At 67.9% G+C, this 16870-nt stretch carries 12 protein-coding genes; 3 read left to right on the top strand and 9 right to left on the bottom strand.

The genetic code is table 11. The features are described 5' to 3' along the window. Nucleotides 1–200 precede the first annotated feature (200 nt). Together HMPREF9058_RS09465 and ptsP are read right to left on the bottom strand one after the other, a co-directional pair. On the bottom strand, nt 201–1181 hold the full coding sequence (locus HMPREF9058_RS09465) for an acyl-CoA thioesterase II (RefSeq protein ID WP_043538127.1): 981 nt from the start codon (nt 1179–1181) through the stop codon (nt 201–203). Beyond that, nucleotides 1178–2875, bottom strand: coding sequence for a phosphoenolpyruvate--protein phosphotransferase (gene ptsP / locus HMPREF9058_RS09460; RefSeq protein ID WP_003786645.1), 1698 nt, complete (start codon nt 2873–2875; stop codon nt 1178–1180). The genes HMPREF9058_RS09465 and ptsP overlap by 4 nt, the downstream gene beginning before the upstream one ends. 368 nt (nt 2876–3243) lie before the next feature. On the opposite strand from ptsP, the gene HMPREF9058_RS09455 reads away from it, so the two are divergent. Both HMPREF9058_RS09455 and malQ read left to right on the top strand, forming a co-directional pair. Further along, nucleotides 3244–3471, top strand: coding sequence for a glucose PTS transporter subunit EIIB (locus tag HMPREF9058_RS09455; protein ID WP_009407368.1), 228 nt, complete (start codon nt 3244–3246; stop codon nt 3469–3471). Between the two features lie 433 nt (nt 3472–3904). Then, entirely contained in the window at nt 3905–6118 is a 2214-nt protein-coding gene (malQ, locus tag HMPREF9058_RS09450) for a 4-alpha-glucanotransferase (protein ID WP_009747917.1), read from the top strand. Between the two features lie 147 nt (nt 6119–6265). On the opposite strand, the gene HMPREF9058_RS09445 is transcribed toward malQ, so the two are convergent. The 3 genes from HMPREF9058_RS09445 to HMPREF9058_RS09435 form a co-directional block, all read right to left on the bottom strand. Further along, nucleotides 6266–6727, bottom strand: coding sequence for a PTS glucose transporter subunit IIA (locus HMPREF9058_RS09445; RefSeq protein ID WP_009747852.1), 462 nt, complete (start codon nt 6725–6727; stop codon nt 6266–6268). Continuing rightward, nucleotides 6724–6954 (bottom strand): glucose PTS transporter subunit EIIB, encoded by a 231-nt coding sequence (locus HMPREF9058_RS09440; protein WP_009407032.1) that lies wholly within the window; start codon nt 6952–6954, stop codon nt 6724–6726. Before HMPREF9058_RS09440 ends, HMPREF9058_RS09445 begins: the two co-directional genes overlap by 4 nt. Before the next feature lie 187 nt (nt 6955–7141). After that, nucleotides 7142–7891 (bottom strand): GntR family transcriptional regulator, encoded by a 750-nt coding sequence (locus HMPREF9058_RS09435; protein ID WP_009407254.1) that lies wholly within the window; start codon nt 7889–7891, stop codon nt 7142–7144. Between the two features lie 260 nt (nt 7892–8151). On the opposite strand from HMPREF9058_RS09435, the gene HMPREF9058_RS09430 reads away from it, so the two are divergent. Beyond that, entirely contained in the window at nt 8152–9600 is a 1449-nt protein-coding gene (locus HMPREF9058_RS09430) for a PTS transporter subunit EIIC (protein ID WP_003786634.1), read from the top strand. Nucleotides 9601–9731: 131 nt separating this feature from the next. Here HMPREF9058_RS09430 and pepN read toward each other — a convergent pair whose 3' ends face one another. The 4 genes from pepN to HMPREF9058_RS09410 form a co-directional block, all read right to left on the bottom strand. Next, entirely contained in the window at nt 9732–12332 is a 2601-nt protein-coding gene (gene pepN, locus HMPREF9058_RS09425) for an aminopeptidase N (protein ID WP_009747745.1), read from the bottom strand. 192 nt (nt 12333–12524) lie between these two features. Continuing rightward, nucleotides 12525–14261, bottom strand: coding sequence for a hypothetical protein (locus HMPREF9058_RS09420; protein WP_009747796.1), 1737 nt, complete (start codon nt 14259–14261; stop codon nt 12525–12527). Between the two features lie 225 nt (nt 14262–14486). Next, entirely contained in the window at nt 14487–15590 is a 1104-nt protein-coding gene (locus tag HMPREF9058_RS09415) for an LCP family protein (protein ID WP_009747726.1), read from the bottom strand. A gap of 157 nt (nt 15591–15747) precedes the next feature. Next, nucleotides 15748–16716, bottom strand: coding sequence for a bacterial Ig-like domain-containing protein (locus tag HMPREF9058_RS09410; protein WP_009747815.1), 969 nt, complete (start codon nt 16714–16716; stop codon nt 15748–15750). Nucleotides 16717–16870: the final 154 nt, after the last annotated feature.

Here is a 16870-nt window from a genome sequence, read left to right as displayed (position 1 = left end):
TGGGGCGCTGCGTGCTGATTGTGGCGAGAAACGGGGGATGGCTCTACGGCACAGTGCGCTGCTCCTGATCGGGGACGTACTTCTCCGGCGAGGACTGCGCCTTCCTGCAAACCTCTGGGACCCGGCCGCAGTCGTGTGGGGGAGAAGTACGTCTTGGATGGAGAACGCAGTCCTCGATCCGTGTCCTCAAGGGGTGGTCGTCAGCCAGGGATGGCGCTGCCGTCGTCGCCCTCTCCCATGCGGATCCGCCAACGTCCCGAGCCGCCGTCGGACTGGGAACCGGTGGGCATGCGCACCATGCCCTCCTGGGCGATGGTCGACACCAGCCGACCGGATGAGTCGAAGACCTGCGCGCGAGCCATGCCCCGGCCGCCCTGTGAGGAGGGGGAGTCCTGCACGTAGAGCAGCCAGTCACCCATATCCACATCCCGGTGGAACCACTGAGCGTGGTCGAGGGTCGCCAGGCTCATGCCCTCACTGCGCCAGGACAGTCCCTGGCTTCGCAGCACCGGCTCCAGCATCACCTGGTCGCACACGTAGGCCAGCAGCGCCCGGTGCACGGTCTGGGAGGTCTGCTCCGGGATGCGGCTGCGCGAGCGCATCCACAGGTGCTGGCGACCGGTGCGCTCCTTGGCGGGGCGCAGGTAGAGGTTGCCCTCCACGTGCCTGAGGTCGAAGGCCGCCGTGCGCCCCAGGAAACGCGCCACGGGATGATCGATGGTTCGGAAGATCTCCAGAGCGCTCGTCAAGTCCTCGGGGCGCGGAACCGAAGGGGCTTCGACATGGATGTCGGCGCCCTCCTGCTCCTCCTGGAAGGAGGTGAGCATCGTCAGGATCGGCGTGCCCTCCTGGGAGGCGGCGGTGCGCCGTTGGGAGAAGGACCGTCCGTCGTGCAGGCGCTCGACGGCGAAGGTGATTGGCGTATCGGGCTGACCGCCCCGCATGAAGAAGGCGTGAACCGAGTGCGGCAGACGCTCGCCGTCGCCGTCATCCTCAATAGTGGCGGCCGCGGCAAGCATGCCCTGGGCCACCACCTGTCCTCCGTAGACCCGGCCCGAGAGCTGGGGGAGGGATCCCCCGGAGAAGACATCCTCCCCGTCACCCGCCGCCAGGCTGAGGATCCGGGTCACCGACCCGAGGGGCTCCTCCGTGGCGGCGGGGACGGGGTATGGGGTTGTCACAGACCGAGCTCCTCCAGGATCGGCAGCTTGGCGCGCACTGCCGAGCGCGCGTCCTCAGCCGTCGCCGCGTCCAGAGCGATCCTCGCCAGTTCCTGGCACTCGGCGAGCGTGACGGACTTCAGGACGGCGTCGACGTCCGGCAGAGCGCGCGCCGTCATGGACAGGGAGGCGACCCCCAGACCCACGAGCACGGCGGCCAGCGCCGGGTCCGCGGCGGCCTCACCACACACGCCCACCGGACGTCCCTTGGGCGAGGCACCCTCGCAGGCGGTGCCGATCAGACGCAGAACGGCCGGCTGCCAGGCCGTGGACAGATCCGCCAGCGAGGACAGCAGACGGTCGGCCGCCATGACGTACTGGGTGAGGTCGTTGGTGCCCACCGAGGCGAAGTCGGCGTGCTCGAAGAGCTTGTCGGCCATGAGCGCGGCCGAGGGCACCTCGATCATCATCCCGGCCGTCTTCAAGCCGTAGGAGCGGGCCTTCTGCGTGAAGGCCTCGGCCTCCTCGGCCGTGGAGATCATCGGGGCCATGACCCACACCTTCGCCTCGGTGGCGGCCTCGGCCTTGGCCAGGGCCTCGAGCTGGTGGTCCAGGACCTCGGGGTCGCGGCGCGTCGTGCGGTAGGCGCGCACACCGAGCGCCGGGTTGGCCTCGGTGGCGTCGGTCAGGAAGGGCAGCGGCTTGTCCGCCCCGGCGTCGAGGGTGCGCACCACGACCTTCTTGCCGGGGAAGGCCTCGAGGACACCCTGGTAGGCCTCCACCTGAGCCTCCACCGTGGGCTCCTCGGGCTGGTCCAGGAAGCAGAACTCGGTGCGGAACAGGCCGATGCCCATGGCTCCGGCCTCGGCGGCGCTACGGGCGCCGGCCGCATCACCGACATTGGCCAGCAGCTGGACCTCGTGGCCGTCCTTCGTGGCTCCGTCACCGTTGAAGACACGCACGCGCGACGCAAGCTCCCGCGCCCGGCGCAGAGCGTCCTCGGAGGGGTTGAGGGTGATGCTTCCCTTGGTGCCGTCGACCAGGACGATGTCGCCCTCGGCCAGCGCATCGGTGACCTTCTCGCCAGTGCCGACGATCGCCGGCATGCCCAGTGCGCGCGCCAGGATCGCGGTGTGGGAGGTGGGGCCGCCCTCGGAGGTGATGAAGGCGATGACCTTCTCGGGGTCCAGCAGCGCGGTGTCGGCCGGGGCCAGGTCGGCCGCCACGAGCACGAAGGGCTCGGGCAGGCGGGGGATCCCGGGCATCGGGGACTCGGTCAGGACGGCGACGATGCGGTCGCGCACGTCCTGGACGTCACGGGTGCGCTCGGCCATGTAGCCGCCCAGGGACTCCAGCATGGAGGCCAGAGTTCCTGCGGACTCCCACACGGCGCGCTCCGGAACCAGGCGCCTCTCGCGCACCATGGCCTGCGCCGTCGAGGTCAGGGTGGGGTCAGCAGCCATCTGCGCGGTGGTCTCAAGGAGCGTGCGCGCCTCGGCCTTGGCCTCGGCTGCGGACAGCTCCAGGCCCTTCTTAACCTGCTGGGCCGCCAGCGCGATGCGCTCGCACTCCTTCTCGACATCGCGACTGGGTTCGAGGGTCGCGATCTCGGGCTCAGGAATGGGAGGTGCCATCCTGGCGACGGGGCCGGCCACAAGGCCAGGGCTCACACCGATGCCGGACAGGGTTGTGGAGGTGGTGTCGGACGCTGTCATGTGGTGCTCCTCATCGGAGACGAATGGGGATCATTGCTCATTGTGCCCCGAGTGCGGCCGGAAAGAGACGTTTCCGCCAGGGGAATAACGATCTCCTCTGTGGGCGCGTCAAGGCATCTATCGCGTTCCCGTAAGGTTACGTGAGTGAGCCCCGTCATGCGAGGAAGGAGATCCTCCGGCGCGGTCGTCCGCTGTGAAGCAGGCCCTGCGGCCCGCGTGCGCACGCGTCTTCCTGGCGACTGGAACTCTTCGCCGCGGACAACGCGGAGGTGGGATAAAGTGATCGCGAGCACGAAGGACCTCAGCTGCCCGACCACGCGCATGACAGACGGGGATTGCGCAAGGGCGGGAACCGGGAAGGAGAAGCCATGAGCACTGCATCAGACATCGTCGCCGGTCTCGGCGGCCAGGAGAACATCACCGACCTCGAGCCCTGCATCACGCGTCTGCGCGTCGAGGTAGCCGACCAGACGAAGGTGGATGAGGAGGCGCTGCGAGCGGCCGGCGCCTTCGGCGTGGTGCGTTCGGGCCGCGTCGTCCAGGTCGTCGTGGGGCCCACGGCGGACAGCCTCGCCTCGGAGATCGCAGCGCTCTGAACTGATCGCCCCGTTCCCGGAGGGTCTGCGCACCCGCCCGGCTCCAGCACCTGCAACGCGGAGCCGGGCGGCCTGCCTTTCCCCGCACAGCGGTGGGCGTATGTCGGGACGTGTGACCCGATCTCGCCGTCCGCTCCGCTGATCGCCGACCGGCTGCGCGTTCCTGGGCACATGGTCCCGGGCGGCTCAACGGCAGTCGCGCCATTGCGCGGCTTCACGGTGAAACAGTTGCAGCAAAACGTCAGGAGACACGGTGCGGCGGGTGCACAACCCTCAGCCGCTAGGGCACACTTGGACACTGCTAGTCCTGCTAGCGCCCGCATCCCGATCCGACCCATCCATCCCCAGGGGTGATGGCGGAGCGCAACCCTGCTCCACGCCCGCTCCATGGCGCTCCATCGCACATCTGCTCACGCAAGGCTGACCCACGCACATGAACGAGTTCAACGACGACCTGTTACCTGCTTCCGAGAGCCTCAAGCAACTGGCTGAGGCGCACGGTGTCTCCACCGAGTACTGGGACTATCACGGCAACCTTGCCTCACCCTCAAGCGCTACTCTCAGGGCCGTGCTGGCCGCGTTAGGGGTGAGCATCAACTCCGAGGAGGAGATCGGGCGCGCTCTGCGAGAGGTCGAGGACGCCCCCTGGCGGCAGGCGCTTGCCCCCACGGTCGTCACGCGCGGCGGTGTGGAGTCGACCGTCCCCGTCTACGTGCCCGACGGCGCCAAGGTGCGGGTGCGCGTCGAGCTCGAGAACGGGGACGTCCGTGAGCTGACTCAGACTGAGGACTGGACCGTGCCCCGTGAGGTGGACGGCGTCAAGCGCGGCCGCGCCTCCTTCATCCTCGGAGCCGATCTGCCCCTGGGATGGCACCGGATCATCGCCGAGGTCAGCCCCGGCTCCACGGACCAGGCCGCCCCGCAGGGGGCTCATGCCGCGCCGCCCGCCGACGGCGAGGCGGAGACCATCACCGTGACCTCGGCGCTGGCGGTCACCCCCAACCACCTCGATCTTCCCGAGTCCCTCGGAGACCGGGGCTGGGGGGTCATGACCCAGCTGTACTCGACCCGCTCGCGCGGGTCGTGGGGGACCGGTGACACCGACGATCTCACTGAGCTCGCCGCCTTCTTGGGGGACCAGGGAGCCGACTTCCTGCTCATCAACCCGCTGCACGCGGCTGAGCCGGTGGCGCCGATGACCCACTCGCCCTACCTGCCGGTGACACGTCGCTTCGTCAACCCCCTCTACATCCGGCCGGAGAACATCCCCGAGGTGGCCCGCCTGTCCGGCCCCAAGCGCTCGCTGGTGCAGTGGGCCTTCGAAGAGGTCAAGGACAGTGACCTCAGCGCCGAGCCGATCGACCGCGACGCGGTGTGGAAGGCCAAGCGCGAGGCCCTCGAGGTCATCTTCGCCGCCGGTCGCTCCTACTCCCGCCAGCGAGACTTCGAGCGCTTCCGGGCCGAGCAGGGCGAGGGGCTGGAGCGCTTCGCCCTGTGGAGCGCGCTGGTGGAGAAGCACGGGTCCCTGGAGAACTGGCCCGCCACGCTGCGGGAGGCGGACTCCGCTTACGTCGCCAACGAGGCGCACCAGCTGGCCGAGCGCATCGACTTCTTCGCCTGGCTGCAGTGGATCGTCGACGAGCAGCTGGCTCGCGCGCAGGCCGAGGCCCTGGCCTCGGGGATGGCCCTGGGCATCATGGACGACCTCGCCGTCGGAGTCCACTCCCAGGGGGCGGACGTGTGGTCCAACCCGGAGGCCTTCGCCTCCGGAGTCACCGTGGGGGCTCCGCCGGACATGTACAACCAGCAGGGCCAGAACTGGTCCCAGCCGCCGTGGAACCCCGAGTACCTGGCGCGCAGCGCCTACGCCCCTCTGCGTGACATGGTGCGCACGGTCCTGCGTCACGCCGGCGCACTGCGCGTGGACCACATCATCGGCCTGTTCCGCCTGTGGTGGATCCCCGAGGGCATGGGTGCGGACCACGGCGCCTACGTGCGCTACGACCACGAGGCCATGCTCGGCGTCGTCCTGCTGGAGGCTCACCGGGCCGGCGCTGTGGTCATCGGTGAGGACCTGGGGACCGTGGAGCCCTGGGCGCGCGACTACCTGGCCAGCCGCGGTGTGCTGGGAACCAGTGTCCTGTGGTTCGAGAAGCAGCACGACGGCTGGCCCCTCCAGCCCCAGGACTACCGCCGGCTCGCCCTGTCCACGGTCAACACCCACGATCTTCCCCCGACTGCCGGCTACCTGGCTGACGAGCACGTCGATCTGCGTGAGCGCCTCGGCCTGCTCACCGAGCCGGTCGAGCAGGTGCGCACCGAGGCGCGCATCGAACGCGACCGGATGACCTCCCGGTTGCGCGAGCACGGCCTGCTGGGGGATGCCCCCACCGAGCGTCAGGTCGTCGAGGCCCTGCACCGCTACGTGGTGCGCACCCCCTCGGTGCTGGTCGGCGTCGCCCTGGTTGACGGCGTGGGGGAGCGACGCGCTCAGAACCAGCCCGGCACCGACCAGGAGTACCCCAACTGGCGGATTCCTCTGGCCGACGGCGCGGGAGAGGTCGTCCTGGTCGACGACCTGCCCGAGAACGCGCGCCTGGGCAGCCTGCTGAGCGTCGTGCGCGACGAGATGGCTTCTCGGGACTGATGCCACCACAGGCTCCGCGCCCACTGGGCTGCAGACGGGCCTGAGGCGGGCGACGTGCTGAGACGCTGTGGCCCCGGCCGTCACGATGACGGCCGGGGCCACACACTAAGCGGTTGAGGTCCGATGAGACCGGGCCCGCGTTCGGGTCTACACCCAGGTCATGAGCGTGTCGCCGGCTGCCATCATGCGGCCGGGTGACACGGGCTCCAGATCAGTCTCATCACCCTCCAGGGCGATGACGGGGACGATCGGGTTGAGTCCGCCGGCTTCGATCTGAGCCGGTGACCAGCTGATGACGGGGCTGCCCGCGTCGATGGTGTCTCCCTCACTGGCCAGGAGGGTGAAGCCCTTGCCCCCCAGACCCACGGTGTCCAGCCCCAGATGGACCAGGACGCTGTGGCCGTCGTCGTTGGTGATGACGTAGGCGTGGGGATGGATCTTCGTGATGGTTCCGCTGATCGGTGCCAGGGCGATGACCTCGCCCCCGTCAGCGGTGTCCGGGGTGATGGCCACACCAGGGCCGACGATCTTGCCGGAGAAGACGGGGTCGGGAACGTCACTGAGAGCGACGACGACGCCGGATACCGGCGACTGGACGGTCAGGCTCACCGCAGGTCCTCGATGTCCTCCGCGATGGTGTCCGCGTTGGGGCCGACCACGACCTGCACGATGTCGCCGAGCTTGACGACACCGTGTGCTCCCGCGTTCTTCAGGGCCGGCTCGTCCACGAGGGAACCGTCCTCCAGCTCGCAGCGCAGCCGCGTGATGCAGGGTTCGATCTCCACGATGTTGTCGAATCCTCCGAGGGCGTCGACGATGCTCTGTGCCTGAGACATGGGTTCCTCCTGGGTCTGCCCGGGTGCTTGCCGGGCTCAGTGGGTGATGGTGCCGAGATGAGGCGTCAGGACATGGGCAGGTGCAGTCAGGTGCGGCACCTTCGCCGGTACCGGACTAATGGTCCATACCAGTACCCCATGGTACAGGCCGCCCGGAGGTTGTCCAGTACCGACCTGGGTCAGCCCCTCAAGACGACGAGCGGTCCGGGCGGAAGGCGGGTTTGGGGGCGGCCACCGGGACCCACAGGGTGTAGCGGTCGGCGCGGAACAAGGTGCGCGAGTAGTCGATGGCGCAGTGCTCGTGGAAGGTTCGCCGGGTGATGTCCAGGGTCGGGGCGCCCTCTGGGACGGAGAGCAACGCTGCCTCCTGGGCCGTGGCCGCATGGGCCTCGATCATGTCCTCACCCCACTGCGGCGCCAGGTCGGCGCTGGTCAGCTCGGCGTAGACCGAGAAGTTCGGGCTGGTGCGCAGCAGGTTGGGCAGAAGCGCAGCGGGAATCCAGTTCTCCTCGATCGCCATGGGGATGGCATTGGCGGTCAGCAGGCGACGCAGGTGGTGGACCTCGGCCCCGGCCTCGAGCTCGAGCGCCTCCGCCACTGTCTCATCGGAGGCGATGGTCTCGGCCTGCAGCATGACGACGCCGGGCTCCATCCCGCGGCGCCGCATCTCCTGGGTGAAGGAGGTCAGTCGGACCTGCAGGTCGAGCTTCGGGGGCGCCACGAAGGTTCCCTTGCCCTGGTGGCGCTCCAGGATGCCGTCGACGACGAGGGTGTCGATGGCCTGGCGCACGGTCATGCGGGAGACCTCGAACTGCTCGCACAGCTCGCGCTCGGAGGGCACTGGGCTGCCGTTGGCGAGCCCGTTCCTGACCAGGTCCAGCAGGTGATTGCGCACGATGACGTACTTTGCCGGCTTCTTGCCTGCGTTCTTGGGCATGGGACTCCCCTGGTTGACAGTGGGTGGACGCAGCCAGGGCGTGGGGGATGGCTACGACCGCTGCTTCCGCTGTGTCGCATCGACTTTCATATCATTATGGCTGACGAGTGTGCCCCGCGCTTGACATTGAAGGTTCTATCGGTTTTTCTGGTGTCACTGGTCCAGACGTGTTCGGTGTCGATCCGTCCCGACTACCACCGTCACGGTGGATATCTCTGACGCGGCAGTGCTGCCGCGCGATCCTGAACTGGAGAACACTCATGTCAGTCAAGAAGAAGACGGGCGGTGCCTTCGCCCTTGCCCAGCGTCTGGGGAGATCTCTGATGCTGCCCATCGCCACGCTCCCGGCAGCGGGTCTGCTGCTGCGTCTGGGGCAGGCGGACATGCTGGGGGCCGAGGGGCTCGCCGCGAAGGCGTCCTGGCTGCAGCCCGTCGCAGACATCTTCAGTGCGGCCGGTGGGGCGGTCTTCGATAACCTGCCCCTCATCTTCGCCGTTGGCGTCGCCGTGGGATTCGCCAAGAAGGCCGATGGCTCCACCGGGGTGGCCGCGCTGTTCGGCTTCCTCGTCTACCGCGCCGTCACCTGGACCATGTCCCCCATCATCATGGGCAAGCCCGCGCCCCTGAGCAAGGAGGCCCTCGACTGCCTCCACTCCTTCGATCCCGCCACGGGGAAGATTGCACAGGTCGGCCCCTGGAACCAGGGAATCAAGCTCTGTGACATCCCCACTCAGACGCCCATCAACTACGGGGTGCTGGGCGGCATCGTCATCGGCGTCGCCGCCGCCCTGCTCTGGCAGCGCTACTACCGCGTCAAGCTGCCGGACTGGCTGGCCTTCTTCGGTGGACGCCGCTTCGTCCCCATCGTCACCTCCGGCGCTGCGCTTGTCATCGCCCTGGTGATGTCGGCTCTCTACCCGGCCTTCAACTGGCTCATCAACGAACAGCTCGGCGGCTGGCTCATCAACGCCGGGAACTCCAAGGGCATCGCCGGAGCCCTGGCGGTCTTCGTCTTCGGTACCGTCAACCGCCTGCTCATCCCCTTCGGCCTGCACCACCTGCTCAACTCCGTGCCCTGGTTCCAGCTCGGCTCCTGCCAGACGGCCTCCGGGGATACGGCGCACGGTGACATCACCTGCTTCTTCCAGGGTGTGGACGGCTCGAACTCCTGGACCGGGGGCTTCACGACCGGCTTCTTCCCGATCATGATGTTCGCGCTGCCCGCCGCTGCACTGGCCATCTGGCATACCGCCAAACCAGCCAAGCGCAAGGCGACCGGCGCCCTCATGGTCTCGGTGGCCCTGACTGCCTTCATCACCGGCATCACCGAGCCCCTCGAGTACGCCTTCGCCTACGTGGCCTTCCCGATCTACGCCGTCCACGCGGTGCTGACAGGTTCCTCCTTGGCCATCGCCAACCTCCTGGGCGCGAAGGACGGCTTCGCCTTCTCCGCCGGAGCGATCGACTACCTGCTCAACTTCGGCAAGTCCGCCGAGCTCTCCGGTGGTGTGGTCCGCGGACCGCTCATGATCGTCATCATGGGGCTGGTCTATGCCGTCATCTACTACTTCCTCTTCAGGTTCCTCATCGTCAAGTTCGACTTCAAGACCCCTGGGCGTGAGGACGACGACGTCGACGCCTTTGCCGCCGCGCAGGCCGCCGCCGCCACGTCCACGGGCAAGAAGGCCGCGGAGTCGTCTGGGCGTTGAGAGATTCGGGTGTCGGGATGTCGGGGCCGGCACCTCACGAGTTGGGGTCGAGCGCATCATGCGCTCGGCCCCAACTCATGGTGTCGTCGGGTCCCGGTCCGGGTTGCGCCCCGGACCGGGACCCGAGGCGGCTACTGGACGCTCCGGGCCTCAGCGGCCTGCGCTCTGGCCACGCGCAGCGTGTCGTCGAGGTTCTCGCGCACGATCCGCCGCAGTGCGGCCGGGGCCTGGGCGTGGGACTCCAACCATCCCGTCAGGGCGGCGGCCGGGTCGTCAGCGCCCGCAAGGCCCACCGTGGCACAGGACCACAAGCCGGTCAGCAGGTTCTCAGCCATGTGGAAGGTGCGCGAGGACCACACGGAGTCGATGGCCTCCACATACGCCCCCACGAAGGGAGCCAGCAGCTCGGGGTGGCGCTCGACATTGGTCAGGCCCCGCAGGACGCGCACCTGGGTCTCATTGGGCATGGAGGCGTCGTCGACGAGGGCCCGCCAGGTGGCCTGCTTCGCCTCCGGGGTCGGAATCGACGCCCGGGCCTCGGCGGCGCGCTCGCGTCCCGTGGTCGTGCGGTCCCGGGCCTCCTCGGCGCGGATCTGCTCCTCCCCGCTGCGGCCGGCGGCCACCAGGCCGATCAGCAGGTCCCAGCGCAGGTCCTGGTCGACGTCGAGACCGCCGAGAGTCTGGTTCCCCTCCACAAGCCCGGCGACGACGTCGAGCTGCTCATCGGTGACGGCGTGAGCGGCCAGGGCCCGGACCAGCTGGAGCTGCTTGTCGCTGCCGGGCTGGGCCGCCCGCGCCAGCCCCAGCAGCCGGTCGGCGGTGCCCGGGGCGAGGTCGCGCCGCACGGCCGGGGGCAGGAAACCGGACAGGCAGGTGGTGATACGTCCCAGCAGCCCCTGGATGACCGAGGAATGCTCCTCCACGCCCAGCGCCCGCAGGGCCGCGTCAAGGAATCGGGAGGAGGCGAGCTCGCCGTCGCGCACCATGTCCCAGGCCGAGGCCAGGACGATCGAGCGCGGCAGGGAGTCGGTGAAGGCCTCGATGTGCTCGAGGCCGAAGGACAGTGAGTCCTCATCGAGGCGAACCTTGGCGTAGGTGAGGTCGTCGTCATTGAGGACGAGGACATCCGCCCGCTTGGCGCCGACCAGCTCGGGAACCTCGGTCAGCTCGCCGTCGACATCGAGCTCGATGCGGTTGGTGCGCTCCAGGCGCGCCTCGGCTCCCTGGCCGGTCAGGTTGTAGCAGCCGATCGCCACCCGGTGCGGGCGCAGCGAGGCCGGTGAGTCGGCGGGGATCTCCTGGCGGACGGCCACCTGGGTGATGAGGCCGTCGGCGTCAGTGGCCAGCTGCGTGCGCAGGGTCGTCACACCGGCCTCCTGGAGCCACAAGCGGGTCCAGGTACTCAGGTCGCGTCCAGAGACCGCCTCCAGCTCACGGAGCAGGTCGCTCAGCTCGGCGTTGGCGTAGGCGTGCGCCTCCAGGTAGCGCTGGATGCCGGCGAAGAAGTTCTCCCGGCCCACGTATCCCACGAGCGCGGCCAGGACCGAGGCCCCCTTGGCGTAGGTGATGCCGTCGAAGTTGACCTCGACGTCGTGCAGGTCGTGGATCTCCGCGGCCACGGGGTGGGTGGAGGACAGCTGGTCCTGGTTGTAGGCCCACCCCTTCTCCAGGGTCTGGAAGGTCGTCCAGGCCTGGTTCCAACGGGTGATCTCGGCGGTGGCCAGGGTGGAGGTGTACTCGGCGAAGGACTCGTTGAGCCACAGGTCGTTCCACCAGGTCATGGTGACCATGTCCCCGAACCACATGTGAGCCAGCTCGTGCAGGATCGTCACGGCTCGCCGCTCCACACGGGCCTCGACGGGCCTGGAGCGGAAGATGTAGTCGTCGCGGTGGGTGACGCAACCGGCGTTCTCCATCGCCCCGGCGTTGAACTCAGGAACGAAGATCTGGTCGTACTTGGTGAAGGCGTAGGGGGTGGCGAACAGATCCTCGTAGTAGGCGAAGCCCCGTTTGGTCAGGTCCAGGATCTCCTCTGAGTCCATGTGCTCGACCAGGCTCTTTCGGCAGTAGACCCCCAGGGGCACGACGCGTCCGTCTCCGGCGACGTACTCGTCGGTCGCACCGACATAGGGCCCGGCGACGATGGCCGTGACGTAGGAGCTCATGGGCTCGGTGGGGGCGAAGGCGAAGGTGTGGGCGTCCCCTGAGCCGTCGGAGGCCTTGGTGGGAGTCGGTTCAGGAGTGGGGGAGTTGGACAGCACCGTCCAGCTCGACGGCGCGGTGACGGTGAAGGTGAAGGAGGCCTTGAGATCGGGCTGCTCGAAGACGGCGAACACCCGCCGGGAGTCGGGGACCTCGAACTGGCTGTAGAGATAGGTCTCGCCATCGGCCGGGTCGGTGAAGCGGTGCAGCCCCTCTCCGGTGTGCATGTAGGCGCAGTCGGCGACGACGACCAGCTCATTGTCCGCGGCCAGATCCTTCAGCGCGATACGCGAGTCCGCGTAGACCTCGGCTGGGTCCAGAGGGGCGCCGTTGAGCGTGATGGAGCGGACCGTCGGTGCGACGAGGTCGATGAAGGTGGAGGAACCCGGTGTGGCCGTGAACCGCGCCGTGGTAGTGGATCCGAAGACCGTCTCGCCTCGCGTGAGATCGAGGACGACGTCATAGCTCTGGGTCCGTACGGTTGCGCTGCGCTCGGCGGCCTCAAGACGAGTCAGGTTCTGACCGGGCATAAGAACTCCTGTCTGCGAGGGATGCGCGGCCCATGGGGGCGCGCCGGGCGATTGTCTCACCTTCTGATCGACACCGGCAGTGCCCGAGGTACGGCACGACGATGCCGGGGGACGACACGTGGCGTGTCGTCCCCCGGCACCGACGCTGTTCCCATGGACGTGGGAACGTCAGCGGATCAGGTCAGATGCGGCTCAGGCCTTGTTGCGGCGACGCAGCACCAGGGCGGCTCCTCCAGCCACGACCAGGAACGCGGCGATTCCGCCGAAGAGCAGGCCGTTGGCACCGGTACGGGCCAGGGAGTTGTCGCTGTCCTTGGTGGTGGTCTCACCGCCGGCCCGGTTCTCCGAGGAGGAGTCCTTGGCGCTCGAGCTCAGGTTGTTGCCCTTGTCGGCCCCAGCCTTGTTGTCACCGGCCTTGGCCTGCTTGTCTCCACCGGCCTGCTTGTCGCTGCCGGCGTTGGCGTTGCTGTTGCTTCCGCCGTTGTTGCCGCCACTGTTGTTCTCGGTGGTCTTCTTCTCGCTGGCCTTCTGCTCGGTGGTCTTGTCACCGCCGGCCTGCTTGTTGCCGCCACTGTTGTTCTCAGAAGCCGAGCGCTCAGTGGTGTTCTGCTCCGAGTTCTGACGCTCGGAGGTGGAACGCTCGGTGGTCTTCTGCTCGGAGGTCTTGTCACCGCCACCGTTGTTCTCGGTGGTCTTCTGCTCGGAGGTCTTGTCACCGCCGCCGTTGTTCTCGGTGGTCTTCTGCTCGGAGGTCTTGTCACCGCCGCCGTTGTTCTCGGTGGTCTTCTGCTCGGAGGTCTTGTCACCGCCACCGTTGTTCTCGGTGGTCTTCTGCTCGGAGGTCTTGTCGCCACCGCCGTTGTTCTCGGTGGTCTTCTGCTCCGTGGTCTTGTCGCCGCCACCGTTGTTCTCGGTGGTCTTCTGCTCGGAGGTCTTGTCGCCGCCACCGTTGTTCTCGGTGGTCTTCTGCTTCGTGGTCTTGTCGCCACCGCCGTTGTTCTCGGTGGTCTTCTGCTCGGAGGTCTCGGTCTCGGTGCTAGAGCGCTCGGAGCTCGCGATGGTGAAGGTGTGCTGGGAGACCGTGGTGACGGTCTGGCTGGTGGCCGTCTCGCTGTGGTGAGAGCCGGTCAGCACCAGGACGTACTCCCCGTCGGGGGCGTCAGTGGGAGCGGGCAGGTTGCCCGTGAGGTTGCCGTTGGCGTCAACCGTCAGCTCACCAAGGGTGTAGCTGACGCTGGAGTCGCTCTTGCTCCTGAGGAGGACCGTGACCTTCTCGCTGGCGTAGAAGCCCTGGGCGTGGAAGGTGAAGGTCTGGGACTGGCTCTCCGTGCGGGCGGAGACCTCGTAGGAGCCGGAGATACGCGTGTCGTCGAAGTAGATCTGCGTCTGCTGCTGCTTGGTGACCTGGGTCATCTCAGTCTTGTCACCGTAGGTCATGCAGCCAGCGCCAATGGTCCACCCGTCAGTGGTGGTGGCGGTGGTTGTGCCGATGGACTTGATGAGCGCCGCCAGGTCGAGGTCGGAGGTCCAGCTGCCGTCCGCAGCCGCCTCGGTCTTGACGACGTCGGAAACGGAGCCGTCAGGTGCGTACAGCGCGATGCCGACGGTGGCCTGCTTCCCGGTGCAGCCGGTTCCCGAGATGGTGAAGGACGTGTTGGTGCTGGAGGAGGCGAAGGTCTTCTCCTGAGTGATCTTGAAGCTGCTGCCAGCGGCGGTCTTGCCGGGGGCCGGAGTGGCCTCGCCGGTCTTGCTGGGAGCCGGGCTGGGCTGAGCAGGTTTGCCGGGGGGCGTGGTGGCCTCGGCGGTGCTGCTGGGGGTGCTCGAGCTGTTGCTGTTGGAGCTGTTGGCGAGAACGGGGGAGGCAATGAGCGAGGCTCCGGTCATTGCGGCCACCGCGCTGGCTGCGGCCAAGGGGCGTCCAAGACGCATGTGTCCTCCTAGGTCTGACGGGGGAACGATGGTTGCCGGCGATCCGATTCTTCGTCGACTTGTTATCTACCGTAACGATGAATAGGGCGAGGGCGTGGGTCTCTGAGGTGATACCAGCCACATATGGGAGTGTCCTCCCTCACGTGAAAATGTGGGGTGGTCGTGTGAGAAGGGCGACGAAAGGCTGATACGGCGGGAAACCCTCGGGGTCTCTCCGATGAGTGACTAGGCGCCCGCTGGCCGACAGGTTTTGGGCGTGTACCCGTAGCCGGCCAGCAGATCGCGCGACTCCTGGTTGGGGGAGACGATGATCGACTCATCCCGAGGTCCCGTCGGAAGGTCGATGACCGTCGTGGTTCCGGCCCGTCCGGCTTTGGAGGCGCTACGTCCTAGTGAGACCAGGTCTGCGAGCCCGGTACCTGAGTCCAGGGTGATGTTCCCGGCCACGGTGTGCGCCAGCTGATGGAGCGAGACGGGGTTACTGGCCCTCTGCCCGATGGCGGACAGTACGGCCTGCATGACGGTGGCCGTGGACTGGCTGCGGCGTTGGGCGCCGTCGGCCTGGCTCATGGCCACCCAGCTGCCGTCGCGCAGGATCTCCGGGTGCCGTGAGCGGACAAGGGCCAGGGCGTCGATCCCACTGAGACGGTGGTGGCCTGCGGAGGTGAGGTTCAGACCGGTGTAGGTGTCTCGAACCGGCTCGGGGATGTCCACCTCAACGCCTCCCAGGGAGTCGATGATGGTGGCGAACTGAGCCATGTCGATGGTTACCAGATGCGTGGTGGGGATTCCCAGGCCGGTGCACAGGGCGTTGATCGTGTTCTGCGGTCCCGGGACGTAGGTGGTGGCCAGGCGGTCCAGCTCCATGCCCTTGCTGTTGATGGTCAGGTCCCGGGGCAGGTTGATGACGGTGAGTCCGTCCTGGGATGGGCGTACCAGGGCGATGACGTCGGCGCGGGAGCCTTCCACCTCCTGAGTGGTCCCGTAGCGGCTCTGGTCTCCCGGCACGGTGGCGCGCGAGTCGGTTCCCAGGATCAGCCAGGTCTCGCCGGCCGTCGGTGAGGAGGTGGAGGGCATGGCGATATCGACACGTGCGGGGCGATGAACCAGGACAGCCACATCCGCCCCCAGCGCCAGGGCGGTCGTCATGACCGCAGCGCTCAGGCCGACGACGATCTTGCGTCGCCTCGACCAGTGCCTGATGCCTGTGCCACCCCGGCCCTGGCGGCGTCGTTGCGGCAGGGGGGAGGAGGTAGCGGTGGGGTCGCCGGTGGCGTCCGAGGCCTCCGAGGGGGCTGCGCTGTGCTCGTCGTGGGAGGTGGTGTCCATGGTCTCAGTGTCCGCTTCGGGGCAGTGCTGTGCCGTCAGGCGGGGACGCGCGCGCCGTGTGGCGGTGACGGGATGGAACGAGACCGCCGGGGAGACAGCACGTGCGGTGCTGTCTCCCCGGCGGGAAGGTGTTCCCAGTCAGACTGGGAGGAGGCGATCAGGCCTTACGACGACGCACGACGAGGGCGCCGCCACCGATGGCCACGAGGGCCGCGGCAATGCTGCCGAAGAGCAGGCCGTTGGCACCGGTCTGGGCCAGGGGCTTGCCCGAGGTGGGGGAGGAGGCCGCCGGGGTGGCCTCGGTGCTGGCCGGGACGTTCACGCTGCCGTTGGTGGCGGGAGCGGTCGGGTTGGCGGTGGCGCCACCGTTGCCGGTGATGCCGTTGTCACCGTTCTCCACGAGGTCGAGGGAGCCGCCCTTGGCGACGACGGTCTTGGTGCTGCTGCCGCCCTCGCCGTAGCGGTCGCCCTCGATGGTCAGCGTGTACTCGCCGTCCTCCACGTTCGAGGGTGCGGGAAGCTCGCCCGTGACGTTGCCGTTGTCGTCAGCCGTCAGCGTGCCGACGGGGTAGGTCTTGGAGGAGTCGGTCTTGCTGACCAGGGTGAGGGTGACCTTCTCCTTGGGGGAGAAGCCCTTGACGTCCACCGTGATCTTCTGAGCGCCGTTCTCGTCGGTGGTGATCTTGTAGGTGCCGTCCACGTCGGTGTCGTCGAAGGCGATGCCCTGCTGGTCCTGGCCCTTCTCCTCGCCGTAGGAGACACAGCCGGCCACGAGGGACCAGCCGTCGTCCGAGCCGTCCGTCTTGGCCTCAGCGCCAGTGGACTTGACCAGCTCGGGGATGTTCAGCGTGGTGGACCAGTTGCCCTCGGCGTCGGGGGTGGCCTTCACGATGGTGGACATCTCGCCCTTCGAGGTGTGGAGGGCGATGCCGACAGCCGCGTCCTTGCCGGTGCAGCCGGTGCCCGACACCGAGAAGGCGGTGTCCGAGGGGTTGACGATGACCTGCTGGTCCTCGGCGAACTTGAAGGCGAGGGAGTCGCCGGCCAGGGCGGGGGAGGCGGCAAGGGAGGCGCCGATGGCGGCGGCCATCACGCTCGCGGCGGCCAGGGGGCGTCCGAGACGCATGAGTACTCCTAGATATAGGGGGATAGGTGGCAACCGGTGAGTCGGGGTGTCACCGCGTTGTCCCCACCCTAGCGTTCCTCAGGGCGAGGTTCTACGGTATTTTGTGAATGAGGTGTCGACCTCAGTCGGGAGTAGTTGTGGATTCTTCTAAGTG

The organism is Actinomyces sp. oral taxon 175 str. F0384 (genome assembly GCF_000223355.1).
GTDB classification, from domain to species: Bacteria; Actinomycetota; Actinomycetes; order Actinomycetales; family Actinomycetaceae; genus Actinomyces; species Actinomyces oris.
This window is presented reverse-complemented; position numbering and strand designations above follow the sequence as displayed.

What these genes read in the sequence shown, in the direction of transcription:
- ptsP (WP_003786645.1), bottom strand. Translation starts at nt 2,875, where the DNA reads ATGACAGCGTCCGACACCACCTCCACAACCCTGTCCGGCATCGGTGTG.
- HMPREF9058_RS09455 (WP_009407368.1), top strand. Translation starts at nt 3,244, where the DNA reads ATGAGCACTGCATCAGACATCGTCGCCGGTCTCGGCGGCCAGGAGAAC.
- malQ (WP_009747917.1), top strand. Translation starts at nt 3,905, where the DNA reads ATGAACGAGTTCAACGACGACCTGTTACCTGCTTCCGAGAGCCTCAAG.
- HMPREF9058_RS09440 (WP_009407032.1), bottom strand. Translation starts at nt 6,954, where the DNA reads ATGTCTCAGGCACAGAGCATCGTCGACGCCCTCGGAGGATTCGACAAC.
- HMPREF9058_RS09435 (WP_009407254.1), bottom strand. Translation starts at nt 7,891, where the DNA reads ATGCCCAAGAACGCAGGCAAGAAGCCGGCAAAGTACGTCATCGTGCGC.
- HMPREF9058_RS09430 (WP_003786634.1), top strand. Translation starts at nt 8,152, where the DNA reads ATGTCAGTCAAGAAGAAGACGGGCGGTGCCTTCGCCCTTGCCCAGCGT.
- pepN (WP_009747745.1), bottom strand. Translation starts at nt 12,332, where the DNA reads ATGCCCGGTCAGAACCTGACTCGTCTTGAGGCCGCCGAGCGCAGCGCA.
- HMPREF9058_RS09420 (WP_009747796.1), bottom strand. Translation starts at nt 14,261, where the DNA reads ATGCGTCTTGGACGCCCCTTGGCCGCAGCCAGCGCGGTGGCCGCAATG.
- HMPREF9058_RS09415 (WP_009747726.1), bottom strand. Translation starts at nt 15,590, where the DNA reads ATGGACACCACCTCCCACGACGAGCACAGCGCAGCCCCCTCGGAGGCC.
- HMPREF9058_RS09410 (WP_009747815.1), bottom strand. Translation starts at nt 16,716, where the DNA reads ATGCGTCTCGGACGCCCCCTGGCCGCCGCGAGCGTGATGGCCGCCGCC.